The organism is Streptomyces sp. NPDC001339, from assembly GCF_042895955.1.
Classification (GTDB): domain Bacteria; phylum Actinomycetota; class Actinomycetes; order Streptomycetales; family Streptomycetaceae; genus Streptomyces.
On sequence record NZ_JBIAWT010000009.1, the window covers coordinates 201,897 to 228,108 of the forward strand.

The 26,212-nt window shown below is 69.8% G+C and carries 25 protein-coding genes; 16 read left to right on the forward strand and 9 right to left on the reverse strand.

All coding sequences use genetic code 11. From position 1 onward, the window contains the following. Positions 1–180: 180 nt before the first annotated feature. Positions 181–1,308, reverse strand: a complete 1,128-nt coding sequence (gene dusB / locus ACFY12_RS26435) for a tRNA dihydrouridine synthase DusB (RefSeq protein WP_390718387.1) — start codon at positions 1,306–1,308, stop codon at positions 181–183. Positions 1,309–1,575: 267 nt separating this feature from the next. Between dusB and ACFY12_RS26440 the strand changes: the two genes are divergently transcribed. From ACFY12_RS26440 to ACFY12_RS26450, 3 genes are all read left to right on the forward strand, one after another. After that, a complete protein-coding gene (locus tag ACFY12_RS26440) occupies positions 1,576–3,030 on the forward strand; it encodes an MFS transporter (protein WP_390718388.1) in 1,455 nt (484 codons plus the stop codon). A 151-nt stretch (positions 3,031–3,181) separates the two neighbouring features. Beyond that, on the forward strand, positions 3,182–4,186 hold the full coding sequence (locus ACFY12_RS26445) for an aldo/keto reductase (protein WP_390718389.1): 1,005 nt from the start codon (positions 3,182–3,184) through the stop codon (positions 4,184–4,186). A 177-nt stretch (positions 4,187–4,363) separates the two neighbouring features. Continuing rightward, the gene (locus tag ACFY12_RS26450) at positions 4,364–4,945 is read left to right on the forward strand and encodes a TetR family transcriptional regulator (RefSeq protein WP_390718390.1); all 582 of its coding nucleotides are present in this window, start codon (positions 4,364–4,366) and stop codon (positions 4,943–4,945) included. A 101-nt stretch (positions 4,946–5,046) separates the two neighbouring features. Here the strand turns inward: ACFY12_RS26450 and ACFY12_RS26455 are convergent, their stop codons facing one another. The 3 genes from ACFY12_RS26455 to ACFY12_RS26465 all read right to left on the reverse strand — a co-directional run bounded on the left by ACFY12_RS26455 (position 5,047) and on the right by ACFY12_RS26465 (position 8,270). Then, positions 5,047–5,940: a D-alanyl-D-alanine carboxypeptidase family protein gene (locus tag ACFY12_RS26455; RefSeq protein ID WP_390718391.1), complete on the reverse strand. Its 894-nt coding sequence runs from the start codon at positions 5,938–5,940 to the stop codon at positions 5,047–5,049. A gap of 364 nt (positions 5,941–6,304) precedes the next feature. Continuing rightward, positions 6,305–6,943: a response regulator gene (locus ACFY12_RS26460; RefSeq protein WP_390718521.1), complete on the reverse strand. Its 639-nt coding sequence runs from the start codon at positions 6,941–6,943 to the stop codon at positions 6,305–6,307. 112 nt (positions 6,944–7,055) lie between these two features. Continuing rightward, positions 7,056–8,270 (reverse strand): sensor histidine kinase, encoded by a 1,215-nt coding sequence (locus ACFY12_RS26465; RefSeq protein WP_390718392.1) that lies wholly within the window; start codon positions 8,268–8,270, stop codon positions 7,056–7,058. A 213-nt stretch (positions 8,271–8,483) separates the two neighbouring features. On the opposite strand from ACFY12_RS26465, the gene ACFY12_RS26470 reads away from it, so the two are divergent. Next, complete coding sequence (locus ACFY12_RS26470) at positions 8,484–8,957, forward strand: hypothetical protein (protein WP_390718393.1); 474 nt, start codon at positions 8,484–8,486, stop codon at positions 8,955–8,957. A gap of 118 nt (positions 8,958–9,075) precedes the next feature. Here ACFY12_RS26470 and ACFY12_RS26475 read toward each other — a convergent pair whose 3' ends face one another. Continuing rightward, positions 9,076–10,458 (reverse strand): glycine--tRNA ligase, encoded by a 1,383-nt coding sequence (locus ACFY12_RS26475; RefSeq protein WP_390718394.1) that lies wholly within the window; start codon positions 10,456–10,458, stop codon positions 9,076–9,078. Between the two features lie 375 nt (positions 10,459–10,833). Here ACFY12_RS26475 and ACFY12_RS26480 point away from each other — a divergent pair, with 375 nt between their 5' ends. From ACFY12_RS26480 to ACFY12_RS26495, 4 genes are all read left to right on the forward strand, one after another. Beyond that, on the forward strand, positions 10,834–11,886 hold the full coding sequence (locus ACFY12_RS26480) for a metal ABC transporter substrate-binding protein (protein ID WP_390718395.1): 1,053 nt from the start codon (positions 10,834–10,836) through the stop codon (positions 11,884–11,886). Between the two features lie 77 nt (positions 11,887–11,963). Beyond that, positions 11,964–12,758 carry a metal ABC transporter ATP-binding protein gene (locus ACFY12_RS26485; protein WP_390718396.1) on the forward strand — a complete coding sequence of 265 codons (795 nt, stop codon included), beginning with the start codon at positions 11,964–11,966 and terminating at the stop codon, positions 12,756–12,758. Between the two features lie 66 nt (positions 12,759–12,824). Then, entirely contained in the window at positions 12,825–13,724 is a 900-nt protein-coding gene (locus tag ACFY12_RS26490) for a metal ABC transporter permease (RefSeq protein WP_390718397.1), read from the forward strand. A 136-nt stretch (positions 13,725–13,860) separates the two neighbouring features. Next, on the forward strand, positions 13,861–14,292 hold the full coding sequence (locus ACFY12_RS26495; RefSeq protein ID WP_390718398.1) for a Fur family transcriptional regulator: 432 nt from the start codon (positions 13,861–13,863) through the stop codon (positions 14,290–14,292). 68 nt (positions 14,293–14,360) lie between these two features. On the opposite strand, the gene ACFY12_RS26500 is transcribed toward ACFY12_RS26495, so the two are convergent. After that, positions 14,361–15,179 (reverse strand): isoprenyl transferase, encoded by an 819-nt coding sequence (locus tag ACFY12_RS26500; protein ID WP_390718399.1) that lies wholly within the window; start codon positions 15,177–15,179, stop codon positions 14,361–14,363. Positions 15,180–15,233: 54 nt separating this feature from the next. Continuing rightward, on the reverse strand, positions 15,234–15,980 hold the full coding sequence (gene recO, locus ACFY12_RS26505; RefSeq protein ID WP_390718400.1) for a DNA repair protein RecO: 747 nt from the start codon (positions 15,978–15,980) through the stop codon (positions 15,234–15,236). A gap of 131 nt (positions 15,981–16,111) precedes the next feature. Between recO and ACFY12_RS26510 the strand changes: the two genes are divergently transcribed. The 8 genes from ACFY12_RS26510 (at position 16,112) to ACFY12_RS26545 (ending at position 23,006) form a co-directional block, all read left to right on the forward strand. Then, positions 16,112–16,945: a helix-turn-helix domain-containing protein gene (locus tag ACFY12_RS26510; RefSeq protein ID WP_390718401.1), complete on the forward strand. Its 834-nt coding sequence runs from the start codon at positions 16,112–16,114 to the stop codon at positions 16,943–16,945. Next, positions 16,927–17,139 carry a DUF397 domain-containing protein gene (locus ACFY12_RS26515; protein ID WP_390718402.1) on the forward strand — a complete coding sequence of 71 codons (213 nt, stop codon included), beginning with the start codon at positions 16,927–16,929 and terminating at the stop codon, positions 17,137–17,139. Before ACFY12_RS26510 ends, ACFY12_RS26515 begins: the two co-directional genes overlap by 19 nt. Positions 17,140–17,390: 251 nt before the next feature. Beyond that, positions 17,391–18,938: an ATP-binding protein gene (locus tag ACFY12_RS26520; RefSeq protein WP_390718403.1), complete on the forward strand. Its 1,548-nt coding sequence runs from the start codon at positions 17,391–17,393 to the stop codon at positions 18,936–18,938. Beyond that, entirely contained in the window at positions 18,935–19,363 is a 429-nt protein-coding gene (locus ACFY12_RS26525; RefSeq protein WP_390718404.1) for a roadblock/LC7 domain-containing protein, read from the forward strand. Before ACFY12_RS26520 ends, ACFY12_RS26525 begins: the two co-directional genes overlap by 4 nt. After that, complete coding sequence (locus tag ACFY12_RS26530; RefSeq protein WP_390718405.1) at positions 19,360–19,722, forward strand: DUF742 domain-containing protein; 363 nt, start codon at positions 19,360–19,362, stop codon at positions 19,720–19,722. The genes ACFY12_RS26525 and ACFY12_RS26530 overlap by 4 nt, the downstream gene beginning before the upstream one ends. Before the next feature lie 34 nt (positions 19,723–19,756). Beyond that, positions 19,757–20,335, forward strand: a complete 579-nt coding sequence (locus ACFY12_RS26535; RefSeq protein ID WP_390718406.1) for an ATP/GTP-binding protein — start codon at positions 19,757–19,759, stop codon at positions 20,333–20,335. Between the two features lie 146 nt (positions 20,336–20,481). Further along, entirely contained in the window at positions 20,482–21,825 is a 1,344-nt protein-coding gene (locus ACFY12_RS26540; protein ID WP_390718522.1) for a cytochrome P450, read from the forward strand. Further along, complete coding sequence (locus tag ACFY12_RS26545) at positions 21,741–23,006, forward strand: cytochrome P450 (protein WP_390718407.1); 1,266 nt, start codon at positions 21,741–21,743, stop codon at positions 23,004–23,006. Before ACFY12_RS26540 ends, ACFY12_RS26545 begins: the two co-directional genes overlap by 85 nt. A gap of 76 nt (positions 23,007–23,082) precedes the next feature. Here the strand turns inward: ACFY12_RS26545 and ACFY12_RS26550 are convergent, their stop codons facing one another. Beyond that, entirely contained in the window at positions 23,083–23,820 is a 738-nt protein-coding gene (locus ACFY12_RS26550; protein ID WP_390718523.1) for a TerB family tellurite resistance protein, read from the reverse strand. 279 nt (positions 23,821–24,099) lie between these two features. Continuing rightward, complete coding sequence (gene leuA / locus ACFY12_RS26555) at positions 24,100–25,887, reverse strand: 2-isopropylmalate synthase (protein ID WP_390718408.1); 1,788 nt, start codon at positions 25,885–25,887, stop codon at positions 24,100–24,102. Positions 25,888–26,212: the final 325 nt, after the last annotated feature.

A 26,212-nucleotide genomic window follows, 5' to 3' on the forward strand; every position in this document is an offset into this window, starting at 1 on the left:
AGCCGTACATGCCCGTATATAGCCGTACATTCCGCCTGTACGGCCTCAAACGGTAACGTGACCGGTTCCGGTCGGCCCGCAGGATGACGGCGACACGCCCCACATCCGCCTGCCGAGGCGCATATCGGTGCACGCCTCGGGTGCCACCTCGGTGCCGCCTCGGTGCGCAGGTGCGCGGTCTCAGCCGCCCGACGTGTCCAGCTCCGCGTCCGCGTCCACACCCGCGCAGTCGTACGGGTCGTCCAGCCAGCCGTCGGGGAGGACCACGCGGTTGCGCCCCGAGGTACGGCCGCGCGGCCCGTCGGCGCCGGCCGGCCACGGCTGGTCGAGGTCGAGCTCCGACAGCAGGGCGTCGAGCTCGTCGAGGGAGGAGGTGACCGCCAGGCTGCGCCGCATCTCGGAACCGATCGAGAAGCCCTTGGTGTACCAGGCGACATGCTTACGGAAGTCGATCACGCCGCGGGCCTCGTCGCCGAGCCACTCGCCGAGCAGGGCGGCATGCCGCAGCATCACGGCCGCGACCTCCTTGAGCGTCGGCTCCGCGTACGTACCGGTGCCCTCGAACGCGGCGACGAGGTCCCCGAACAGCCACGGCCGCCCCAGGCAGCCGCGCCCCACGACCACTCCGTCGCATCCGGTCTCGCGCATCATCCGTTCGGCGTCGTCCGCCGACCAGATGTCGCCGTTGCCGAGCACCGGGATCTCCGGTACGTGCTCCTTCAGGCGGGCGATGGCGTCCCAGTCGGCGGTACCGCCGTAGTGCTGGGACGCGGTGCGTCCGTGCAGCGCGATCGCCGTGACGCCCTCCTGGACCGCGATCCGCCCCGCGTCCAGGTAGGTGAGGTGGTCGTCGTCGATGCCCTTGCGCATCTTCATGGTCACCGGGAGCCCGCCCGCGTTCGCCACCGCCTCCCGCAGGATGGAGCGCAGCAGCGGACGCTTGTACGGGAGCGCCGAGCCGCCGCCCTTGCGGGTCACCTTGGGGACCGGGCAGCCGAAGTTGAGGTCGATGTGATCGGCGAGGTCCTCTTCCGCGATCATGCGGGTGGCCTTGCCGACGGTGTCCGGGTCGACGCCGTACAGCTGGATCGAGCGCGGCTGCTCGGTCTCGTCGAAGTGGATCAGCTGCATGGTCTTCTCGTTGCGCTCGACCAGCGCCCGCGTGGTGATCATCTCGCTGACGAAGAGGCCCTTGCCGCCCGAGAACTCGCGGCACAGGGTCCGGAACGGGGCATTGGTGATCCCGGCCATCGGCGCGAGGACCACGGGCGGCTGCACCGTGTGCGGACCGATCTGCAGCAGGGTCATGGCGGGGGTACCTTCGGCTTTCTTCGGCTTCGGCGTCGCTCGGCGGGCGTGCGGGCGAGTGGGCGTGCGGGCTGCGATCGGCGTCGCGCCACGGCCGTACGGACTGGACGGACCGGACGGCGGCACCGGCCGCTGCGAGCTCCTCGTGACCTCCTATTGTCCCGCACCGCACGAGTGGCCTCGGCGGGGGCCGGACAGCCCGGACCGCCGCAGCGCCCGACCGGATTTCGCAGAGCCGGACACCCGGAAGCGCCGTAGCGTTCAACCATGTCCGACATCAGCGGCCCGCGTCGGCTCCTCGTACTGGCGATCTGCTGTATGAGCCTGCTGATCGTCAGCCTCGACAGCACGGTCCTCAACGTCGCCCTGCCGTCCATGCAGCGCGAGCTGGACGCCTCGGTCTCCGATATGCAGTGGACGATCGACGCCTACACGCTGGTACTCGCATCGCTGCTGATGCTGGCCGGTTCGACGGCGGACCGGCTGGGCCGGCGGCGGATCTTCCTGGTCGGGCTGGTGGTCTTCTCGGCCGGTTCGCTGCTGTGCAGCCTGGCGCCCGGCCTGTCGTGGCTGGTGGTCTTCCGGATGGTGCAGGCGGTCGGCGGCTCGATGCTCAACCCTGTCGCGCTGTCGATCATCACCAATACCTTCACCGCCCCAGAGGAACGGGCCCGGGCCATCGGCGTGTGGGGCGGGGTCGCCGGTGTCAGCATGGCGGCCGGTCCGCTGATCGGCGGGCTGCTGGTGCAGAGCGTCGGCTGGCGCTCGATCTTCTGGGTGAACGTCCCGATCGGCGCGCTCGCGATCTTCCTCACCCTGCGCTACGTCCCCGAGTCGCGCGCGCCCAGGCCACGCCGGCTCGACCCGGTCGGCCAGCTGCTGGTGATCACACTGCTCGGCTCGCTGACGTACGCGATCATCGAGGCGCCGGGCAGAGGCTGGGCGTCCGCGGAGATCCTGGCGTTCGTCATGCTGGCGCTGGTCTCGCTGGCAGCCCTGCTCAGTTACGAGCGACGCCGCACGGAACCCCTGATCGACCTGCGGTTCTTCCACAGCGCACCGTTCAGCGGGGCCACGGCCGTGGCGGTCTGCGCGTTCGCCGCGCTCAGCGGCTTCCTCTTCCTCAACACGCTCTATCTGCAGAACATCCGCGGGCTGTCCGCACTGGGCGCCGGGCTCCACATGCTGCCCATGGCCGGGATGACAGTGATCTTCGCGCCGCTGTCGGGGCGGCTGGTCGGCAGTCACGGCCCCCGGCTCCCGATGCTGCTCGCCGGTACGGCGATGGCCGGCGCCGGCCTGCTCTTCGCGGCGTTCGACGCGTACGCGACGGATGTCCTGCTGTTCACCGGCTATGTGCTCTTCGGCATCGGATTCGGGCTGGTCAACGCCCCGATCACCAATACGGCGGTGTCCGGCATGCCACGCGCCCAGGCCGGGGTGGCGGCCGCCGTGGCCTCGACGAGCCGGCAGGTGGGGACGTCGCTGGGCGTCGCGGTGATCGGCGCCGTACTGGCGGGCGGAGCGCATGCCGCCGCCACCGCGAGCCAGTTCGTGGCAGCGGGCCGCTCCGCATGGTGGATCATCGCGGGCTGCGGTGCGGCCGTCCTGCTGCTGGGGGCCCTGACGACGGGCGGGTGGGCGAGGGCCACGGCTGCGCGCACGGCGGCGCTGTTCGAGGAGGAACGGCAAGGGCAGCCGTCGGCGGACGCCCGGTCGTAGACGGGCGCCCGGTCGTACGTAGACGGCGCCCGGTCGCAGACAGACGTCGGGCGGCAGACGCACACTCGACGACTGACAGATATTGAAATCTGTCAGTCGTCATGCCATAGTGATGGTGCACCCCCTCCCCTCTCTTCTTCAGGAGCACACCGTGCAGACCCGCATCCTGGGCACCACCGGCCCGCAGACCTCCGCCCTCGGCCTCGGCTGCATGGGCATGTCCGCCCTCTACGGCGACAGCGATCGCAGCGAGTCGATCGCCACCCTCCATGCCGCCCTCGACGCCGGCGTCACCCTGCTCGACACCGGCGACTTCTACGGCATGGGTCACAACGAACTGCTGATCAACGAGGCCCTGCGCACCGCCCCCGCGGCGGCTCGCGAGAAGGCGCAGATCAGCGTCAAGTTCGGCGCCCTGCGCACCGTCGAGGGCGGCTTCACCGGCTACGACGGCCGGCCGAACGCGGTGAAGAACTTCGCCGCGTACTCCCTCCAGCGCCTGGGCACGGACCACATCGACGTCTACCGGATCGCCCGCCTCGATCCGGACGTGCCGGTCGAGGAGACCGTCGGCGCCATCGCCGAGCTGGTCGAGGCAGGCCATGTCCGGCACATCGGCCTCTCCGAGGTGGGCGCGGAGTCGCTGCGCCGGGCCGCCGCCGTCGCCCCGATCTCCGATCTCCAGATCGAGTACTCCCTCATCTCCCGCGGCATCGAGGACGCGATCCTGCCCACCGCCCGCGAGCTGGGCATCGGGATCACGGCGTACGGCGTACTGTCCCGCGGCCTGATCAGCGGCCACTTCAGCCGTGATCGCAAGCTCGCCGCGAATGACTTCCGTGGGATGAGCCCCCGCTTCCAGGGCGAGAACCTCGCGCGCAACCTCGACCTGGTGGAGGCGCTGCGGAAGATAGCCGAGCAGAAGGGCGTCTCGGTCGCCCAGACCGCCATCGCCTGGGTGCTCTCCCGCGGCGAGGACATCGTCCCGCTGGTCGGTGCCCGCCGCCGCGACCGGCTGGCCGAGGCGCTCGGCGCCCTGGACGTCACCCTGGACGCCGACGACCTGGCCGCGATCGAGCGCGCGGTCCCGGCCGACGCCGCGGCGGGTGACCGCTACCCGGCCGATCAGATGGCTCACCTGGACAGCGAGCACTGACCGCCAGGGCACTCGCACGGGATGCCGGAGCGGGACCTCGGGCGCCGGAGCCTGGCGGGCAACCCCGTACCCCGGGGCGCAGGCGGGGTGAGGGCGGGTACCGTCCCTACGTACGTACCCGGCTGTGTACCCGGCATCTCCGCCCCGCCCGCTCTCCCAGAAAGGCCGGCCCGCCCCATGCCCCCCGAGACGTTGACCCCTGAGCGCATCCTCGAAGCGACCGAGGAGGTACTGCGCCGCTACGGCCCGGCCAAGGCCACGGTCGTGGACGTGGCGCGCGCCCTGGGCGTCAGCCATGGGAGCGTCTACCGCCACTTCCGTACAAAGGCGGCGCTGCGGGATGCGGTCACGGAGCGCTGGCTGGACCGTACGAGCGAGGAGCTGTCGGTCATCGTCGCCGCGGAGGGCCCCGCTCCCGAGCGCCTGGACCGCTGGCTGACCGCCCTCTTCGAGGCCAAGCGGCACAAGGCCGGCGACGACCCCGAACTCTTCGCCACCTATATGACATTGATCGGCGAGAGCGGTGGCGTGGTCGACCGGCATGTCACGGATCTGGAGGCCCAGCTCACCACCATCATCGAGGCAGGTGTCGGCGAGGGTGCCTTCCACACCCCCTCCCCCGCCACCACCGCCCGCGCCGTCTTCGACGCCACCGGACGCTTCCACGACCCGTGTTACGCCGCCGAATGGTCCCGCCCGGAGATCACCACCGACTTCGAGGCCGTCCGCGACCTGATCCTGCGCGGCCTGCGCGGCTGAGCCGGCCGCGCATGGCGAAGGGCCCGCCCACGACAGCACATGATCGCGAACGGGCCCCTGGACCAGGCTGTTGCCGGCGGTGGGCTACTTCTTGAAGTGGGCTACTTCTTGAAGGCGTAGTCCATCAGCTTCTTGGCGTCCGCGGTGCGGTCGGCAACCGTGGAGGACGCCAGGACCGTGCCGATGACGGTCTTGCCCTTCCGGGTGGCGGCGAAGACCAGGCAGTACTTGGACTCCGGGCCCGATCCGGTCTTGACGCCGATGGTGCCGGCGTAGCTGCCCAGCAGCGGGTTGGTGTTGGTCCACTCCATGTAGCGGTAGCCACCGGTCTTCGTGGTGACCTTCTGCTTGGTCGATTTCGTCTGCACGACCGTACGGAACGTGGAGTTCTTCATCGCGCTGCTGGCGAGCTTGGTCAGGTCACGCGGTGTCGAGTAGTTCGTCCCACGCCCTATCCCGTCGAACGAGTCGAAGTGGCTGTTCGTCATGCCGAGGGACTTGGCGGTGGCGTTCATCTTGCCGATGAACGACTTCACCCGCGCCTCCCGGGTGGACCCGGCGCCGAACTTGTCGGCCAGCGCGTAGGCGGCGTCACAGCCGGACGGCAGCATCAGCCCGTACAGCAGCTGACGGACCGTTACCTTGTCGCCGACGATCAGCTTGGCCGAGGAGGCCCAGTTGTTGGCGACGATGTAGTCGCTGTACGCCTTGTCGACCGTGACCTTGGCGTCCAGGTCGAGCTTCGGCTGCGCGAGCACCACCTGAGCCGTCATGATCTTGGTCGTGGAGCCGGTGGAACGACGGGTGTCGGCGGCCTTGGTGAAGAGGCTCTTGCCGGTGCCGTTGTCCATCACGAACCCGCCCTGGGCGGTGATCGTGGGCTGGGGGAGCGCGGCGGCCTGCGCCGGGGCGGCGAACACCCCGGTGGTCAGGATGGCTCCAGCGGTGAGAGCTACCGCGGAAACGCGATGAATGCCCTTGATGCCAGTTTTCAAATTGAATACTCCAAATACCCCTGCGGTGCGGCCCTTTGGGGAAAGCCGCTCACTCATGAGACGCATGAGAGGGGCCCTTGGATGCGCCCCAGCACCGCCAACTTCACCAACGTCACCAACTTCACCGACGCCGCCGACTTCAGCTACGGGAATCTCGGCCACGGGGCCTGCGGGAATCACGACCACAGGAATTCCAGCCACGGGAATACCGCCCGCCCCCGCCTGGTTGTGGCCCCACAGGGGGCCCTCGCAACCCTTAGGGGATCCGTTCGACCGCCCCCTAAGGGTCTGGTCACGGGCCTGGACCGCCCGCCACCCGCCACCCGCCACCCGCCACCCGCCACCCGCCACCCGCCACCAAGGTCTAGCCCCCCACCCCCAGGAAGTGCAGTACTGCCAGCACCCGGCGGTGGTCGGCGTCCGCCTTCGGCAGGTCGAGCTTGGCGAGGATGTTGTTGATGTGCTTGGCGACCGCGCTTTCGCTGACCACGAGCTGGCCGGCGATCCCCGCGTTGGAACGGCCCTCGGCCATCAGGGCGAGGACCTCCCGCTCACGGGCCGTCAGCCGTTCCAGCGGATCACTCGGCCGCCGCACCAGCAGCTGGGCGACAACCTGCGGGTCGAGTGCGGTGCCACCGTCCGCCACCCGCCGCAGCGCCTCGAGGAACTCCTCGACATCCGCCACCCGCTGCTTGAGCAGATAGCCCACCCCACTGGTGTTGGTGGCGAGCAGCTCGGCGGCGTAGCGCTCCTCGACGTACTGGGAGAGCATCAGCACGGCGGTCGCGGGCCGGTCCCGACGGATCGACAGCGCGGCGCGCACTCCCTCGTCCGTGAAGCCGGGCGGCATCCGGACGTCCACCACGGCGAGGTCGGGCCGGTGCTCCTCGACGGCGGCCAGCAGCTCCCGCGCGTCCCCCACCTCGGCCACCACGTCGAAGCCGGCCATCTCCACCACCTTGACCAGCCCGATCCGCAGCAGCACGGAATCCTCGGCGATCACGGCACGTCTCTTATCGGGCACGACGCCCCTATCCCTCATCTACTCCTCATCACTTCGGGCACAACGCCCGTCATCCCAGGTACGGCACCCAACACCTCAGGCGCAGCACCCGTCATATCGGGCACGGCAGTTCTACGCTCATCATGGTCGGGCCGCCCACCGGGCTGCTCATCCGGAACGTCCCGTCCACGGACCGCACGCGCTGAGCGAGCCCCGTCAGGCCGCTCCCCTTGGACGGATCGGCCCCGCCCGCACCGTCGTCGGCGATCACCACCCGCAGTATCCCGCCCAGCCGGGTAACCGTCACATCCGCCCGGGTCGCCTCCCGTGCGTGCTTCGCGACGTTCGTCAGCGCCTCGGAGACCACGAAGTACGCGACCGCCTCGACGGCCGGCGTCAGCCGCTGCGGCAGATCCACCCGCAGCCGTACGGGCAGCGGGGCGCGGGCGGCGAGTCCCGACAGCGCCGCGTCCAGCCCGAGTTCGTCCAGGACGGCCGGGTGCAGACCGCGCACGAGGCTGCTGAGCTCCTCGATCGCCTCCTTCGCCTCCTGGTGCGCCGCGTCGATCACCTCCCGCGCCTCCGGCGGCAGATCCGTCAGCGTCGCCTTGGCCAGCCCCAGATTCAGCGCCAGCGACACCAGCCGCTGCTGGGCGCCGTCGTGCAGATCCCGTTCGATACGCCGCCGTTCGGCGTCCGCGGCGTCCACCGCCCCGGCCCGGCTCGCGGTGAGGTCCTCGACCCGGCGCACCAGGTCCTCTTCCCTGCTGCGGCCGAGCAGGGTGGGCACCACATAGCTCTCCAGGCGGACGAGGGCGGCGGCCAGGCCCGGGACGGCGGCCAGCGCGAGCAGCCCCGCCACCGAGACGTACCCCACCTGCGTGGTGTAGCCGATGTGCTCAAGCCGCCACTGCCAGGGCAGCGCGTAGATCCACACGAAGGTCAGCGACGCGGCCACCCCGGCCAGCAGCAGCCCCACCACCAGCGCTTCGAGCCCGCCGAACAGCACCCCGTACAGGCAGTGGTATCCGAACTGACGCCACGGCCGCTGCCACCCCGACCGGGGGATGTCGATCCCGAGCACCTGCCGGAAACGCCAGCGCTGGGACGCGGTCAGCGCCGGTACGGAGAAGACCGTCAGCACCAGCGTGAACCCCAGGACCACCGGCGCGTCGCTGCTCCGCCCCATGAGGGTGTCCATGCCGAGACCGAAGATCATGAACAGCAGGAACCCCATGAAGAGGTGGAGCGGTGCTCCCAGGGCGAGGAAGGCCGTATCACGGTTCAGGCGGGTGAGCGCGCGCCGCAGCCGGGGCGGGAATTTCATGATCTCACCGTATGTGGCGGGCGCTGCGGCCTGCCATGCAGCTGCTGTCCGGAGCGGGGGTGTAGCTAGTGCCACCCCAAGTCGGACAGCGGCGTTACTGACTCTGACCAGCGGAAAACGGAGGGTTGGTGACGAGCCCGAAGGACGGGTTCGTGACACCGATGACACCGATCACACCGATCACACCGTGACACCGAAAAGGACCTCCCCGCCATGGCTCTGGTTGCCTTCAGCCCCCTTGCGGACAACGGACGTTGCGCAACGGACGTGCAGGCAGCGCAGGCAGCACGAGCCGCCGGTGCCGACCGCGGCGGACCGGCGCGCCTCGGCCGCACCCGCCGCTGGCAGGGCCGTATCCTCGCGGGCGCCGGCCTCGCCCTGCTGCCCTGGCTCGGCTACCTCGCCGGAACCCTGCCCCCCGCCGAGGCGGCGGCCTGGATCGCCCTCGACACCCTGGAGGCGGCCGCCCTGTTCACCGCCGGTACGCGCCTGCTGCGCGCCGACCTCCGCCACCGCGCCCCCGCGGCCGCCGCGGCCGTACTCCTCGTCGCCGACGCCTGCGTCGACCTCGTCACCGCCGCCCCGGGCCCGGACCTGAGCACCTCGATAGCCATGGCCGTCGCGGCCGAACTTCCCCTCGCCGCCCTGTGCGCCCGGCTCGCGGCGCGGCCGATGCGGGGCGCGTAGCACGCGCGCCGCTTAGCGCGCGCTGATGGGGCCGGCTCCCCGTGCGGGAAGCCGGCCCCATCAGTGTCTTCAGTGTCCTGCTGGTGCCGCCTCAGCGGTCGGTCCAGCAGTTACTGGCTCAGCAGCCCAGCAGGCGGCCGCCCAGGTACGCCTGGATCTGGTCCAGGGACACCCGCTCCTGCTTCATCGTGTCGCGCTCGCGCACGGTGACCGCGTTGTCGTCGAGGGTGTCGAAGTCGACCGTGACGCAGAACGGCGTACCGATCTCGTCCTGGCGGCGGTAGCGGCGGCCGATGGCGCCCGCGTCGTCGAACTCGATGTTCCAGTGCTTGCGCAGGTCGGCCGCGAGGCCCTTGGCCTTCGGGGAGAGCTGCGGGTTGCGCGACAGCGGCAGCACCGCGACCTTGACCGGCGCCAGGCGTGGGTCGAGCTGCATGACCGTGCGCTTCTCCATCTTGCCCTTGGCGTTGGGCGCCTCGTCCTCGACGTAGGCGTCGAGCATGAAGGCGAGCATCGCGCGGTTCACACCGGCCGCCGGCTCGATGACGTACGGGGTCCAGCGCTCGCCGGCTTCCTGGTCGAAGTAGGAGAGGTCCTGACCGGACGCCTTGGAGTGCGCGGAGAGGTCGAAGTCGGTGCGGTTGGCGACGCCCTCCAGCTCGCTGAACTCGGTGCCGCCGAAGTTGAAGCGGTACTCGATGTCAGCCGTCCGCTTCGAGTAATGGGACAGCTTCTCCTTCGGGTGCTCGTACCAGCGGATGTTCTCCTCGCGGATGCCGAGGTCGCGGTACCAGTTCCAGCGCTGCTCCATCCAGTACTCCTGCCACTGCTCGTCCTCGCCCGGCTTGACGAAGAACTCCATCTCCATCTGCTCGAACTCGCGGGTGCGGAAGATGAAGTTGCCCGGAGTGATCTCGTTCCGGAAGGACTTGCCCATCTGCGCGATACCGAACGGCGGCTTCTTGCGCGAAGTCTGCTGGACCTGGGCGAAGTTGGTGAAGATGCCCTGCGCGGTCTCGGGCCGCAGGTAGGCGATCGAAGCCGTGTCCTGGGACGGGCCGAGGTGGGTGGAGAGCAGACCGGAGAACTGCTTGGGCTCGGTGAAGCCGCCCTTGTTGCCGCAGTGCGGGCAGTTGATGTCGGCGAGGCCGTTCTCGGGGAGCTTGCCGTGCTTGGCCTCGTACGCCTCCTCCAGGTGGTCGGCGCGGAAGCGCTTGTGGCAGGAGGTGCACTCGGTGAGCGGGTCGGTGAAGGTGGCGACGTGGCCGGACGCCTGCCACACCTCGGGGGCCAGGATCACCGACGAGTCGATACCGACGACGTCCTCGCGGGAGGTGACCATGGCGCGCCACCACTGGCGCTTGATGTTCTCCTTGAGCTCGACGCCCAGCGGACCGTAGTCCCAGGCAGCGCGGGAGCCACCGTAGATCTCACTGCAGGGGTAGACGAAGCCACGGCGCTTGCTCAGGCTGACGATGGTATCGATCTTGTCGGCGGCCACGGTGCTCTCTTCATACGACGACGAACGATGGATAGGGCGGCGCCCCGCGCCTCCATGAGGGGTGCAGCCGGGAGACGGGTGGGCGAATAGTTCAGGGTACCGGCGGCCGTACCCCCCGGACCAAATCGATTCCGGGCCACTGGCCGAATCGGATCCAGGTCATTGACCCCGATCACAGGTGATTGATCCACAACTCACAGGTGATTGATCCCCAACTGATCCGCGACTGATCCACATCGGTTCCGGACCGCTGTCGCATCAACCGCCGACTCACTGCCGACCCACTGCCGACCCACTGCCGCCTCACTGTCGACCCGCTCACACGACTATCCGATTTATTGACAATCGTTTCCAACTTTGTTGAAAATGACTGTCATGAACATACGCCGTCACCTCTCCGTCGCTGCCGTCGCCGGCACCTCGGTGCTCGGGCTCCTGACCCTCTCCGCCTGCTCCCCCTCCGCGACCGGGCGTACGGCCGACGGAAAGCTGAAGGTGACGGCGTCCTTCTACCCCATGGAATTCCTCGCCGAGCAGATCGGCGGGAAGCACGTCGAGGTGACCGACCTCACCAAGCCCGGCGTGGAGCCCCACGACCTGGAGCTCACCCCCAAGCAGACCGCCCGGCTCGGCGAGTCCGGCGCGATCGTCTACCTCAAGGGCCTGCAGCCGGCCGTGGACGACGCGGTCAAGCAGTCCGGCGTCCAGCACGTCGCCGACGCCGCCGCCCTGACCTCCCTGGAGAAGCACGGCACCGAGGTCGGCGGCCACGACCACGCCGCCGGCGACGAGCACGGCGGCGAGCAGTCCCACGGCGACGAGGACGGCGGCGAACACAAGGACGGCCACGAGGACGGCCACGAGGGGCATGCGGAGGAGGGCCACTCCCACTCCGAGGCGGAGGGCGGCAACGACCCGCACATCTGGCTCGACCCGGTCAAGTACGCCGAGGTCGCCAAGGGCGTCAACAAGACCCTCGCCGAGGCCGACCCGGAGCACAAGGCCGACTACCAGAAGAACACCGACGCCCTGGTCGCGAAGCTGAACGGGCTGCACAAGGAGTTCCAGGACGGCCTGAAGAACCGCGCCACGGGCACCTTCATCACCACCCACGCCGCCTTCGGCTACCTCGCCGAACGCTACGGCCTCACCGAGGAAGCGATCAGCGGCCTCGACCCCGAGTCCGAGCCCAGCGCCAACCGCATCAAGGGGCTGCAGGCGCTCGCCACCAAGCACCACGTCTCCACGGTCTTCTTCGAGACGATCGCCAACCCGGCCACCGCCAAGACCCTGGCCGGCGACCTCAAGCTGAAGACCGACGTGCTCGACCCGATCGAGGGAATCAACGACAAGTCCCGCGGCCGGGACTACTTCGGCGTCCAGCGCGCCAACCTCGCCGCACTGCAGAAGGCACTCGGCAGCAAGTGACACACACCGTGCAGCACCCGACGCACACCACCGCGCCCCCACCGCACATGACGGAAGCCCCCGTGGAGGAGGTCCCCATGAAGCAGCCGCTCCCCGAGCCGGTCATCGACCACCCGGTCATCGACCTGCGCGGCGCCACCGCGTCGCTGGGCGCCCGTCCCGTGCTGCGCGGCGTCGACCTCACCGTGCGCAGCGGCGAGGTGGTCGCGCTGCTCGGCGCCAACGGCTCCGGCAAGTCCACCGCCGTACGCTCCCTGATCGGTCAGGTCCCGCTCACCGGCGGCGCGCTGTCCCTGTTCGGTACGGAGTTCCGCCGCTTCAGGGACTGGGCCCGGATCGGTTACGTCCCGCAGCGCACCACCGCGGCCGGCGGGGTCCCCGCCACCGTCCGCGAGGTCGTCACCTCCGGTCGGCTGGCCCGTACGAAGCTGGGCATCCTGCGCAAGGCGGACCGGGCCGCGGTGCACCACGCCCTGGAGCTGGTCGGTATGGCCGACCGCGCCAAGGACTCCGTCGACGCGCTCTCCGGAGGGCAGCACCAGCGGGTGCTGATAGCCCGGGCGCTGGCCGGCGAGCCGGAGCTGCTGATCATGGACGAGCCGATGGCGGGCGTCGACCTGGCCAGCCAGGAGGTGCTCGCCACCGCCCTGCGGGCGCAGGTCGCCCGGGGCACCACCGTTCTGCTCGTCCTGCACGAGCTGGGCCCGCTGGAGCCGCTGATCGACCGCGCGGTGGTGCTGCGCGACGGCTGCGTCGTCCACGACGGCCCGCCGCCCCAGGCCGTGGGCCAGCACGCCCTGCCCGGCCACGACCACGTCCACCCGCACGCCGACGCCGACGCGGAGCCGCTCCGCACCGGCCTGCTGAGCTGACCGGCCCGCTGAACCAGGGACCGGAAAAGCGACAACGGCAGGACAGGAGCACAGGAGCAGCAGACCATGGAAATCCTCAATTACGCCTTCATGCAGCGGGCACTGATCGCCGCCCTGATCGTCGGCATCACCGCCCCCGCCATCGGCATCTACCTCGTCCAGCGCCGCCAGGCCCTGATGGGCGACGGCATCGGCCATATCGCCCTGACCGGCGTCGGGCTCGGCTTCCTCCTCAACCAGAGCCCCGTCTGGGCCGCCACCGCGGTCGCCATCGCCGGCTCCGTGATCATGGAGCTGATCCGCTGGTACGGCAAGACCCGCGGCGACCTCGCGCTGGCCATGCTGTTCTACGGCGGTATGGCGGGCGGCGTCATGCTCATGAACCTCTCCGACGCCGGCTCCAACGCCAACCTCGGTACGTACCTCTTCGGCTCGATCACCACCGTCTCGCCGGAGGACATGACCACGATCTACGTGCTCGCCGCCCTGGTGCTGGCGATCACGATCGGGCTGCGCCGCCAGCTGTTCGCGGTCTGCCAGGACGAGGGCTTCGCCCGGGTCACCGGCCTGCCGGTCCGCCTGCTCAACCTCCTGGTCGCGGTCACCGCCGCGGTCACCGTCACCGTCGCCATGCGCGTCGTCGGTCTGCTGCTGGTCAGCGCCCTGATGGTGATCCCGGTCGCGGCCGCCCAGCAGATCAGCCGCAGCTTCGCCGCCACGTTCACGGTGGCCGTCGCGATCGGCATCGCGGTCACCCTGACGGGCACCGCCACCTCGTACTACGTGGACGTACCGTCCGGCGCCACGATCGTCCTCTTCGCCATCGGCCTGTTCGTCGCCTTCACCGCGCTCGCCGCCCCGCTCGCGAAAAGGCGCGCCAGAATCGCCGCGCGGCAGGGCCAGGGGTGCACCCTGGAAGTACCCGGCGGCCGCACCGCGACGGACGATGTGAGCGTGGCCGGATAACGGCAACCGGACGTGACGGATGACGGCAGCCGGGAAACATACGGGTAAGCGCCCCACCGGCCCGGCGGTCATCACCTGGCACAATGGCGGGACGCATGTGCAGGGGGAAGAGTCCTGACGTCCTAGGGAGGCAACGGTGGCGACGAGCGCGGGATCTCCGGTACGCGGCCGGTCGACGCGGCAGCGCACCGCGGTGTCGGCCGCACTCGACGAGGTGAACGAGTTCCGCAGTGCGCAGGAGCTGCACGACATGCTCAAGCACCGGGGCGATTCGGTAGGGCTGACCACCGTCTACCGGACGCTGCAGTCGCTGGCGGACGCCGGCGAGGTCGATGTGCTGCGCACCAGCGACGGCGAGGCGGTCTACCGCCGGTGCAGCACCGATGACCATCACCACCACCTCGTGTGCCGGTCCTGCGGCAAGGCCGTCGAGGTCGAGGGCCCCGCGGTGGAGAAGTGGGCCGACCAGATCGCCGCCGAGCACGGCTTCCGGGACGTCGCCCACACGATCGAGATCTTCGGTACGTGCGGAGCGTGCGCGGAGCGGGCCGCCGACGACAAGCGATAGAGACAGACGGCTTTACGGGAACGGGGCCGCCCCAGTTGATGCTGAGGCGGCCCCGTTCCCGTGTTCTGTTACGTGGCCGACGGGCCGACCTGCTCCGGCGCGGCGCCGAACCGGCGGTCCCGCTTCGCGTACTCCAGGCAGGCGTCCCACAGGTTCCGGCGGTCGAAATCCGGCCAGAGAATGTCCTGGAACACCATCTCGGCATAGGCGCTCTGCCAGATCAGGTAATTCGAGGTCCGCTGCTCACCGGACGGCCGGACGAAAAGGTCCACATCCGGCATGTCCGGGTAGTACATGTACTTCGCGACGGTCTTCTCATTGACCTTGGACGGGTCCAGCTTCCCGGCCCGCACATCCGCCGCGATGGCCGCCGCGGCATCCGCGATCTCGGCCCGACCGCCGTAATTCACGCAGAAATACAGCGTCATCGCGTCATTGTTCTTGGTCTGCTCCTGGGCGACCTGGAGCTCCTGGACCACGGACTTCCACAGCTTCGGCATCCGCCCGACCCACCGGATACGAATACCCAGCGCGTCCATTTCGTCACGCCGCCGCCGGATCACGTCCCGGTTGAAGTTCATCAGGAAGCGGACCTCTTCGGGCGACCGCTTCCAGTTCTCGGTCGAGAAGGCGTAGAGCGAAAGGTTCTTCACGCCCATCTCGAGGCAGCCCCTGAGGACGTCCAGGACGACGCCCTCACCGACCTTGTGCCCCTCGGTACGCGGCAGCCCGCGCTGCTTGGCCCACCGCCCGTTGCCGTCCATCACCACGGCCACATGGTTCGGGACGAGCTCCCCGGGGATCTTCGGCGGCCGCGCGCCGGAGGGATGCGGCTCGGGCGTGACGTACTCGCGTCGATTACGGCCCAGAATCCCGCGTCGTGCCATGCGGCCCACTTCTCCTAGGTGTCGCTTCGAGGGTCTTCTCTTTGCAGGGTCTTCTTATTGCTCTACGTACCGGAGGGAGCGCAAGCCCCGCTCCAGATGCCAGTGCAGATACGCCGTGACCAGCCCGCTGCCCTCCCGGGCATGACGGGCCTCGCAGGCGTCCGCGGCCTCCCAGTCGCCGGTCAGCAGCGCACTCAGGAGCCCGATGGCCTCCGAGGAGGGTACGACGCTCCCGGGCACCCGGCAGTCCCCGCAGACCACTCCGCCCGATGCGACCGAGAAGAACCGGTTGGGGCCGGGCAGCCCGCACCGCGCACAGCCGTCGAAACTCGGCGCGTAGCCGTTGACGGCGAGCGAGCGCAGCAGGAACGCGTCCAGGACGAGGTGCGGGGCGTGCTCGCCGCGGGCCAGCGTCCGCAGCCCGCCCACCAGCAGCAGGTACTGCTGCACCGCGGGCTCGCCCTCGTGGTCGGTGAACCGCTCCGCGGTCTCCAGCATGGCCGTACCCGCCGTGTAGCGGGCGTAGTCGGTGACGATCCCGCCACCGTACGCGGCGATCGTCTCGCTCTGCGTACACAGCGGCAGCCCGCGCCCGACGAGCTCGCTCCCGCGCGCGTAGAACTGCACGTCGACGTGCGAGAAGGGCTCCAGCCGCGCCCCGAACTTCGACTTCGTACGGCGTACGCCCCGGGCCACGGCCCGCACCCGGCCGTGCCCCCGGGTGAGCAGCGTGATGATCCGGTCCGCCTCGCCCAGTTTCTGGGTGCGCAGCACGATGCCGTCGTCGCGGAACAGACTCATGGCGCCCATTCTCGCCCATGGGCGAAGCCGGTTGAGCGCTTTCACAGTTCGCGCACGGAGCGTGACGCTACGGAACTAAGCTGCGTGAGAGCAGGGTCACAACCGCTGTCCAGCGCAAGGGGGAAGGGCCGATGGCCGACACTTCACGACGGGCCGCGTGGGAGTTCTGGGGTGCGGAGCTCAAGCGGCGAAGGGAGGCAGCCGGTCTCACTCAGGACGCGCTGGGGCGACGGGTATTCGTCTCCGGCAGCTACATCGGCCAGTTCGAGAAGGCGATCCGCAGACCACAGCTGGACGTGGCGATCCAGATCGACGAGGTGCTGCAAACCGACGGCTATTTCGAGCGGGCCTGGCGCGACCTGATCGACGACAAGCGGTATGCGGATTACTTCGCGAAAGCGGCGGATCTGGAGCGGCTGGCGGCGAAGATCTGCGAGTTCGAGCCGATGATTGTGCCGGGGCTGCTGCAAACGGCAGCGTACACGCGCGCACTCAAGTGCGCGGGCGATCCTTTCGCCACGGACGAGTCGATCGAAGCAGGGGTCCAGTCCCGTCAGGACCGAGCGGTCATCCTCAAGGAGGCTGCGCGGCCCACGTATTGGGCAGTGCTGCACGAGGCCGCACTGCGGGTGCCAGTAGGCGGACCGGCCGTCATGGCCGAGCAGTTGGAGCACGTCGTGAGGCTCACACGTGAACGGAAGATCCTGCTGCAGGTCCTCCCCTTCGCCGCAGGGGCGTATCCAGTCATGGGCAAGTCGCTGCGACTCATGGAGTTCGAGGACGCCCCGCCGACCGCCTATACAGAAGGCGTGTATTCGGGGAATTTGCTGGACGATCCTGCCGTAGTGAAGCGCGCACAGGAAGCCTACGATCTGTTCAGGGCCGCCGCGCTGTCGCCGGAGGCGTCCCTGACTCTGATCGAATCGGCGGCGGAGGACTACAGACGATGCGTGAGCTCGACCTGAGCAGTGCCCAGTGGCGCAAGAGCAGCTACAGCGACGACAACAACGGCAACTGCATCGAGGTCTCCGACAGTCACCCCGGCCTCGTCCCCGTCCGTGACAGCAAGACCCCGCACGGTCCCGCGATCGCCTTCCGGGCGCCCGCCTGGTCCGCTTTTGTAGGCGCCGTCAAGAGCGAACGGTTCCCGGGCGCCTGACCGGGCTTCACCGAGCGCGCACACCACACGCACACGGCCCCGTCATCTCCGCCGGATGACGGGGCCGTATCGCGTTAGGGTCGGGACATCGTGGGCGGAGCGTGAGCTTCCGCACTTCTCGGCCGAGCTCCGGGAAGGCCCCTCACGGCACGTCAACTCACCGGTAGCATCCCGTGAGACTCGGCAGCACGACGGCGTGATGGCCGGCCCGCCCCCGTCAGTACCGTCAGTACCCCCATTTGAGGATCTCGATGACATCCATACCGGAGGCGCTGTTGTGGTGCCTCAGTGCAGGTACGGCCGCCGCCTTGGTCCTGGCGGCGCTCCAGATCCGGGCGAGCGGACAGCGCAAGGCCCTGAGAGCGCGCCTGACCTCCGCTGAGGAACAGAACAGCGCCACGCTCCACGGCAATACGGAGCTGACGGCCCGCCTGCGCGCCACCGAGGCCGAGATCCAGCACCTGGCAGAGGCCCGGCTGCCCGCCCTCGCCACCGCGCTCGCCCATCCGCATGTGCCTGTGCCGGGGCTGCAGGACTCCCGGTTCGCCAGGACGGAGACGGACCAGGCGCTCAACGCCGTACTGGAGCAGGTCCGCGAGGCCGTCACCAAGGAGCGGGCCCGGGTGGACGCGGCGGCGCAGGCCACGCTGCGGGGGGCGACGACCACGATCCAGGCGCTGCTCTACCGGCTGCAGACGGCGCTTCAGGAGATGCAGCACCGCCACGACGACCCCGGTGTCGCGCAGGATCTGCTGGAGGCGGACTTCCTGAACGAGCAGGCGCTGCGGCGCGTGCAGGCCACGGGTGTGGTGTGCGGGGCGTGGCCGGGGCTGACGCGGGAGGACTCGTACCTCGCCGAACTGGTCGTGGGGGCCTCGTCGCGGCTGCGCGGGTATGAGCGCGTACACATCAGCAATCAGCTGCGGGACCCGATCGCGGTGGTCGCGCGGGCCGTCGAGCCGGTCGCGATCACGGTCACCGAGCTGCTGGCCAACGCGCTGCACCACTCGCACCGGGAGCTGCCGGTCACGGTCACCCTCCAGCAGGGCAACCGGGGCGCGTCGGTGATCATCGACGACTACGGCGTCGGGATGCACGGTGACGAGATCAAGGCGGCGATGGAGCTGCTGTCGGGCGACGCCGATCTGCTGCTGACGCAGCTCGGGGATCCGCCGCGGTCCGGGTTCGCGGCGGCCGGCCAGCTGGTGCGGCAGTACGGCTTCGGGGTGCATGTCGAGTCGTCCCCGTACGGCGGGGTGCGGGCCGTGGTGTACATCCCGGGTGATCCGCTGCTCACCGTCCTCGACCAGACCGCCCAGCCCATGTCCGTGATGGCTCCGCTGCCGCACCGTTCCGGACTGCCGGATCGTTCCGCCTCCGTACTGCCCACGGGTGCGGCGACCGGTGCGGCCACCGGCCAGGCATCGAGCCAGACATCGAGTACGACCTTGAACCTGCATTCGCCCGCGCAGCCTGCTCAGCCCACGCCGCCCGCGCAGCCCACGCCGCCTGCTCAGCCCGCGCAGCCCGTCGCGGACGCGCCCGAGCCCGCCGTTCCGGCCGAGGGAGAACTCCCGCGCCGGCGCCGCCGTAAGCCCGCCTCCGAGCTCTCCGAACTCTCGGGACTCTCCGAACGCTCCGCACTCGACGAGAGCGCCCCGCGCTCCGCACCGCTTCCCCCGCGCTCCCCGGAGGAGACCGGATCCCGCTGGGCCGCGCTCCAGCGCGGTACCGAATCCGGCCGGGCAGCAGCTCAGTCAGATCCCCCTCGCAGTCCGGAAGGGAACGCCGCATCATGAACAGCCCTGCCCGCCGCCGTGTCACCGAGGACAAGTCCTGGGTGCTGGCGCCCCTTTTGGAGTTGCCGCATGTTACCCACGCAGCCGTGATCTCCGGTGACGGATTTATCGAGGGCGCCTCGCCGGGCCTGACCCGCGAGTCCGCGGAGGGGGTCGCCGCGATGATGTCCGCGCTCCAGGGGGCCGGGCGCGCCGTCACCGCCGCGTTCGCCGGGAAGGGCGACACCCGGTTGCGGCAGACCGTCATCGAGTCCGACGAGGGCTTCGTCTTCGCGATACCGGCCGGCGAGAACACCTGCCTGGCCGTCTTCGCCGACCCGGAGGTGAACATGGGAGTCGTCGCGCACCATATGCAGATCCAGGTGACGACGCTGGGCAGCAAGGTCATGAACAGCCCGGCCCGGGACCTCGGTAACCCGGCATGACCCCGCGCCGGAGCAGCGGACGGCGCCTCGTACCGGCCTATCTGGCGACCGGCGGACGCGCCCAGCCCAGCCGAAACACCCTGGACCGGCTCACCCTGCTGCACGGCGCGGGAATGCCGATCACCAGTGACGTACGCCCGGAGGAGCACCGCATCCTGGAGCTGCTGCAGCCCGGGGCGCTGTCTCTGGCCGAGGTCGCCGCCTACCTTCAACTGCCCGTCAGCGTGGTGAAGGTACTGGTGGCGGACCTCGTCGACGCCGGGTGGCTGTACGCCCGTGCCCCCATCCCCGAAGCCGAGCAATTCGACCGACAGATCCTGGAGAGGGTTCTCGATGGACTCCGCTCTCTCAAGTCCTAGTACCGGTACCAGCAGCGGTAGCGGTACGGGTGGTATGTACCTCGCCGGCGAGGACCAGACGCTGGTGAAGCTGCTGGTCGCGGGGCCGTTCGGGGTGGGCAAGACCACGCTCATCCGGGCGATGTCCGAGACCCCGCCGCTGCACACCGAAGAGGTCATGACCCAGACCGGCGCGGCCGTCGACGATCTCGCCGGGGTCCGGGAGAAGACCACCACCACCGTCGCCATCGACTTCGGGCGGCTGACCCTGCCCGGGAACCTGGTGCTCTACCTGTTCGGCACGCCCGGGCAGAAACGGTTCCGTCCCCTGTGGCAGGACATCGCCCGGGGCGCGCTGGGCGCCCTGGTCCTCGCGGACACCCGCCGGCTGGCGGACTCCTTCGAGGTGATGGACATCATCGAGGAAGCCGGGCTGCGCTACGCGGTGGCGGTCAACACCTTCCCCGACGCGCCCGAGTACAGCGCCGAGAAGCTTCGCGAGGCGCTCGATCTGCACCCGGACACACCGCTGGTCATGTGCGACGCCCGCGACCGGGACCAGTCCGTCGACGCGCTGATCGCGCTCGTCGGACACGTTCTGGCCCACACCCCCGAGGAGACCCCGAACCCGTGACTTCCCCGCACCAGCCGGGAGCCGCCGCACCGCCACCGGGCTGCCCGGCGCACGCCGCACCGCAACAGCAATACCAGCAGCAACAACAGCAGCAGTGGCAGCAACAACAGCAACAGCAGCAGTGGTCCGCCGAGCCTCAGCAGCCCGTGGGGCACCCGTACCAGCAACCGGCGGGGCATCCGCAGGCCGCTCCGCCCGAAGCGCAGCCGCTGGTGAAGCTCTACGGACCGGAGTTCGCCGCCGATCCGCACCGTATCTACGCGCAGCTGCGGCACTACGGCGCGCTGGCGCCCGTCGAGATCGCGCCGGACGTGACCGCGATGCTGGTCACCGACTACCGCGCGGCGCTCGATCTGCTGCACGACGACACCACCTGGTCGAAGGACTCCCGGGAGTGGATGACGACGGTCCCCGCGGACTCGCCGGTCATGCCGATGCTGGGGTGGCGCCCCAACGTCTTCTTCAACGACGGTCCGGCGCACGACCGCTACCGGGAGGCCATCGTCGACAGCTTCAAGCTGGTCGAACCGCATGAGCTGCGCGCACGGGTGCACCACGCCGCGGACAGCCTGATCCAGCGGTTCGGCGCCCGGGGCGAGGCCGACCTGATCGCGGAGTACGCGCGGCTGCTCCCGCTGCTGATGTTCAACAACCTCTTCGGAATGCCCGATTCCTACAGCGAACGGCTGGTCGCGGCCCTCGCCGGGATGCTGGAGGGCAACTCCCCCGAGGAGGCGGCCGCCGCCAACGAGGCGTTCACCAACTACATCATGGAGCTGGTCGGCTCGAAGAAGGCCGAGCGGGGCGCCGATCTGACCTCGTGGTACTTGGACCACCCCAACGGGCTGAGCGACGAGGAAGTGGTCCACCAGATCATCCTCACGATGGGCGCCGGCAATGAACCGCTGGCCAACCTCGTCGGCAACGCGCTCTCCCGGATGCTGTCCGACGACCGCTACTACCACACCCTCTCCGGCGGTGCCCTGACCGCGCAGGACGCCATCAACGAGGTGCTGTGGAACGACCCGCCGCTGACCAACTACTCGGCGCACTACCCGGTCCGTGATGTGTTCTTCCACGGCACCTGGGTGCGCAAGGGCCAGCTGGTGATGGTGTCGTACGCGGCCTGCAACAGCCAGTACGACAACGGCTCACCGACCGCGGCCGGCTCGGGCGGCGGCTCGCACCTGGCGTGGGCGGCCGGCCCGCACGCCTGCCCGGTGCAGCGGCACGCACTGCTGATCGCCACCACCGCGATCGAGCGGCTCACCGCCTGGCTGTCCGACATCGAACTCGCCGTGGACGCCTCCGAGTTGCGGTGGCGCAACGGTGCCTTCCACCGGGCGCTGGCCTCGCTCCCGGCCCGGTTCACCCCCATCACCCCCGACCAGGCAGGAGCCACTCCATGGCACAACAGGGACAGCAGCCCTACGTCATCGACCCGGTCGGAACCGACATCCACGGAGAGGCAGCCCGCCTCCGCGCCCTAGGCCGGGTGGTGCGGGTCGAGCTGCCCGGCGGCATCGAGGCCTGGTCGGTCAACGGCCACACCCTCCTCAAGGAGCTGCTGACCGACGACCGGGTCTCCAAGAACCCCCGGGACCACTGGCCGGCCTGGCAGCGCGAGGAGATCCGCAGCAGCTGGATCCAGTCGTGGGTCGGCGTCACCAACATGTTCACCGCGTACGGTCCCGATCACCGCCGGCTGCGCAAGCTGATCGCGCCGGCGTTCACGGCCCGCCGTACGGAAGCCATGCTGCCGCGCGTCGAACGCATCACCCACGCCCTGCTGGACGACCTGGCGAGCCGGCCGGCGGGCGAGGCGGTCGACCTCCGCGCGCACTTCGCGCACCCGCTCCCCATGCAGGTCATCTGCGAGCTCTTCGGCTTCCCCGAGGGCGCACCGCGGGCCGAACTGGCCCGGCTGGTCGCGGCCATCATGGACACCACCGCCACCCCGGAACAGGCTGCGGCCACCGGCGCCGGCGTCCACGCCCTGCTCTCCCAGCTGGTCGGCAGCAAGCGCGAGACGCCCGCCGACGACCTCACCAGCCTGCTCGTCGCCGCCCGCGACGACGAGGGCAACGGGATGACCGAGCAGGAGCTCCTCGACACTCTCCTGCTGGTCCTCGGCGCCGGGCACGAGACCACCGTCGATCTGATCGGCAACACCGTGCACGCCCTGCTCACCCACCCCGAGCAGCTGGAGCTGGTGCGCTCCGGCAAGGTCGCGTGGAACGACGTCATCGAGGAGACCCTCCGCTGGGCCCCCAGCATCGCCAGTCTCCCGCTGCGCTTCGCGGTGGACGACATCGAGATCCCCGGTGGCCCCACCATCCGCAAGGGCGACGCGATCCTCCCGGCGTACGCGGCCGCCGGCCGGGACCCGGAGTTCCACGGCGACACCGCCGGCGACTACGACGTCCAGCGCTCCCACCAGGAGCACCTCGCGTTCGGCCATGGCGCCCACTACTGCGTCGGCGCGCCGCTGGCCCGTATGGAGGCCCGGATCGCCCTGCCGGCCCTGTTCGCCCGCTTCCCGGACCTCCAACTGGCCGTTCCCGCCGAGGAGTTGCGGCCCAATGACGGCTTCATCTCCGGTGGCCTGAGCAGCCTTCCGGTCCGCCTGACGCCGGGCGGCGGGGCAACCTCCGGGACAGCCTCCGCCTGATCCGTCCGTCGTCACGGCCGACGCCCCGCCACCTTCATCGGGTGGCGGGGCGTCGGCCGTGCCGAGGTGCCGGGCCCTACGACGGCGTACGGGCTGCCACCAGCAGTCGGGTGGTGTCGGCGGGGCGGAGCATCAGGGCGCTGCCGACCGTGGCGAGCACCTCGCGTTCGGCGGGGGTGTAGGAGCCGTCGGCGAGGGCGATGCGGGCACCCTGGAGGAGGAGGGATTCACGGCCCGCTGGGGCGAGGTGCGGGGCGAGCGGCTCCAGGCACTCGTGGAGCTCTATGGCGAGTGCGGTGTCGCAGAGGCCGGGGCCGGGCCGCCCGCCGGTGCCGAAGGATTCAGCGGTGTCGACGGTTTCAGCGGTGTCGACGGCCTCGGCGATCTCGGCGATCTCAACGGTTTCAGCGATGTCGGCGGTCTCGGCGGCGAGGGCGGCGAGGAGGGTGAGGAGCTGCTCCTCGGAACAGTCCGCGAAGCCGGCCGCGCGGACCGCCCCGACCGCGGTGTCCCGGACGGCCCGGGAGGAGGTACCGCCCGCGGCGAGCAGCGCGAGGGTGATGGTGTGGACGGCGTCCCGGAGCATCGCGGAGAAGCGGACGGTGGTGGGGTGGTCGAGGGCGTCCAGGCCGAAGTGGCCACGGCAGGCGGAGCATTCCACGACGGGGCCGGTGACACCGCGGGAGAGCAGCGGGACACCGAGGACGGCGAGGCGGCGCCGGCCGCTCCGGCGGCGGTAGTTGCGGTCGCCGCCGCAGTCCGGGCAGAAGAACTCACCGTCGGAGACGGTGCGCCAGGACGTGCGCACGCCCATCACACAGATCTTGTGCCCCACATCAGCCCTCCGTCACTCCCCCGCAGCCCGCACGGCACGGGGGCAGCAGCAGCCCATGCCCCCATGGCAGCCCCATGGCAGCCTCATGGCCGGCCCCAGTACCGTATTAGACGTGATGTTAGCCACATCCGTGATGCGGCGTCAGCACCTCGTATCGGACAACCAGCGGCACGGAGGGATCCGCCCTTCCGAAGGGAGAAGGGCGGATCCTGTGACGCGCGAGGCGACAGACCGGCTCAGTGCCGGCCCAGTCCCGGCTCAGCGGCCCACGCGGTTGACCGCCGAGACGACGGCCTTGAGGGAGGCGCGGGTGGTGTTGGCGTCGATGCCGATGCCCCACAGCACCTTGCCATCGATCGCGCACTCGATGTACGAGGCGGCCTGCGCGGACGCGCCTTCGCTCATCGTGTGCTCCTGATAGTCCAGCAGGCGTACGTCGATGCCGATGCTCTGCAGGGCGTCGAAGAACGCGGAGATCGGACCGTTGCCGGAGCCGGTCAGGACGGTGTCCTGGCCGTCGACGACCGCTTCGACCGTGAGCGCGTCGACGCCGTCCCGGTCCGTCGTGGTCTGCCCGTTCTTGACCTGGATCCGGCCCCACGGGTTGGCGGGGTTGGGCAGGTACTCGTCCTGGAAGGTGTCCCAGATCGCGGCCGGGGTGACCTCGCCGCCCTCGGCGTCGGTCTTCTCCTGGATGATCCGGGAGAACTCGATCTGCATCCGGCGCGGCAGGTCCAGCTTGTGGTCGTTCTTCAGGACGTAGGCGATACCGCCCTTGCCGGACTGCGAGTTGACGCGGATGACGGCCTCGTAGGAGCGGCCGACGTCCTTGGGGTCGATGGGCAGGTACGGCACCGCCCACGCGATCTCGTCGACGGCCTTGCCCTGGGCGGCCGCATCGGCCTCCATGGCGTCGAAGCCCTTCTTGATGGCGTCCTGGTGGGAGCCGGAGAAGGCGGTGTAGACCAGATCGCCCGCGTAGGGGTGGCGCGGGTGGATCTCCATCTGGTTGCAGTACTCGCTGGTGCGGCGGACCTCGTCGATCTGCGAGAAGTCGATCTGCGGGTCGACGCCCTGGGAGAAGAGGTTCATGCCCAGCGTCACCAGGTCCACATTGCCGGTGCGCTCGCCCTGGCCGAACAGGCAGCCCTCGATCCGGTCCGCGCCCGCCATGATCGCCAGCTCGGCCGCCGCCACCGCCGTGCCGCGGTCGTTGTGCGGGTGGACGGAGAGGCAGATGTGCTCGCGGCGGGAGAGGTTGCGGCTCATCCACTCGAAGCGGTCCGCGTGCGTGGACGGCGTCGAACGCTCCACCGTGGCGGGCAGGTTGAGGATGATCTCGCGCCCCTCCTCCGGCTGCCAGACGTCCATCACGCCCTCGCAGACCTCCAGCGCGAAGTCCAGCTCGGTGTCGGTGAAGATCTCGGGACTGTACTGGTAGCCGAAGACCGTGTCGTCGCCCAGGATCTTGTCGGCGTACTCCACCACCAGCCGGGTGCCGTCCACCGCGATCTGCTTGACCTGGTCCCGCGAACCGCGGAAGACCACCCGGCGGAAGACGGGGGCGGTGGCGTTGTACAGGTGGACGGTCGCGCGGTGGGCGCCGACCAGCGACTCCACGGTCCGCTCGATGAGTTCCTCACGGGCCTGCGTCAGCACGGAGATCGTGACGTCCTCCGGGATCGCGCCCTCTTCGATGATGGAGCGGACGAACGCGAAGTCGGTCTCCCCGGAGGACGGGAACCCGACCTCGATCTCCTTGTAGCCCATGCGCACCAGCAGATCGAACATCTCGCGCTTACGGGCCGGCGACATCGGGTCGATCAGCGCCTGGTTGCCGTCGCGGAGGTCGGTGGAGAGCCAGCGGGGGGCAGCCGTGATGCGGTTGTCCGGCCAGGTGCGGTCGGGGATGTCGACGGCCTCGTAGCGGCCGTACCGGTGGATCGGCATGCCGGAGGGCCGCTGCAGCTGCGTCGCGTTGGTGATCGGCGTGCGGCGGCCGACGGCGTTGGCTGCGGGACTCGACGGATTCGACGGGTTCGACATGGTGCGTGGGGCTCCTCGTGTGTCCGCTGGGGAGGGATCCCCCTGCTCGACTGGAGCTCGGGGGAGGCCGACAGCGCGAACGATCGCAACACCGGACGCCGCGGGGAGGGGGTCGGCCGACGACTACAGGCCCTCACCGCGGCAGCTAAGAAGAAGCAGCCCGAAACGCATGATGCCGATCACCCTAGCCGAGGTACATCCTGAGCGGCGGTGCGTATCAGTATGCGGGACCGTGGCGGACGTCACGGCCTAAATGCGACGAACCACACATATTAAGGAATCTTCCCCGCAAGCAGTGACAGCGGCGCTACACAGTGCCACGGTC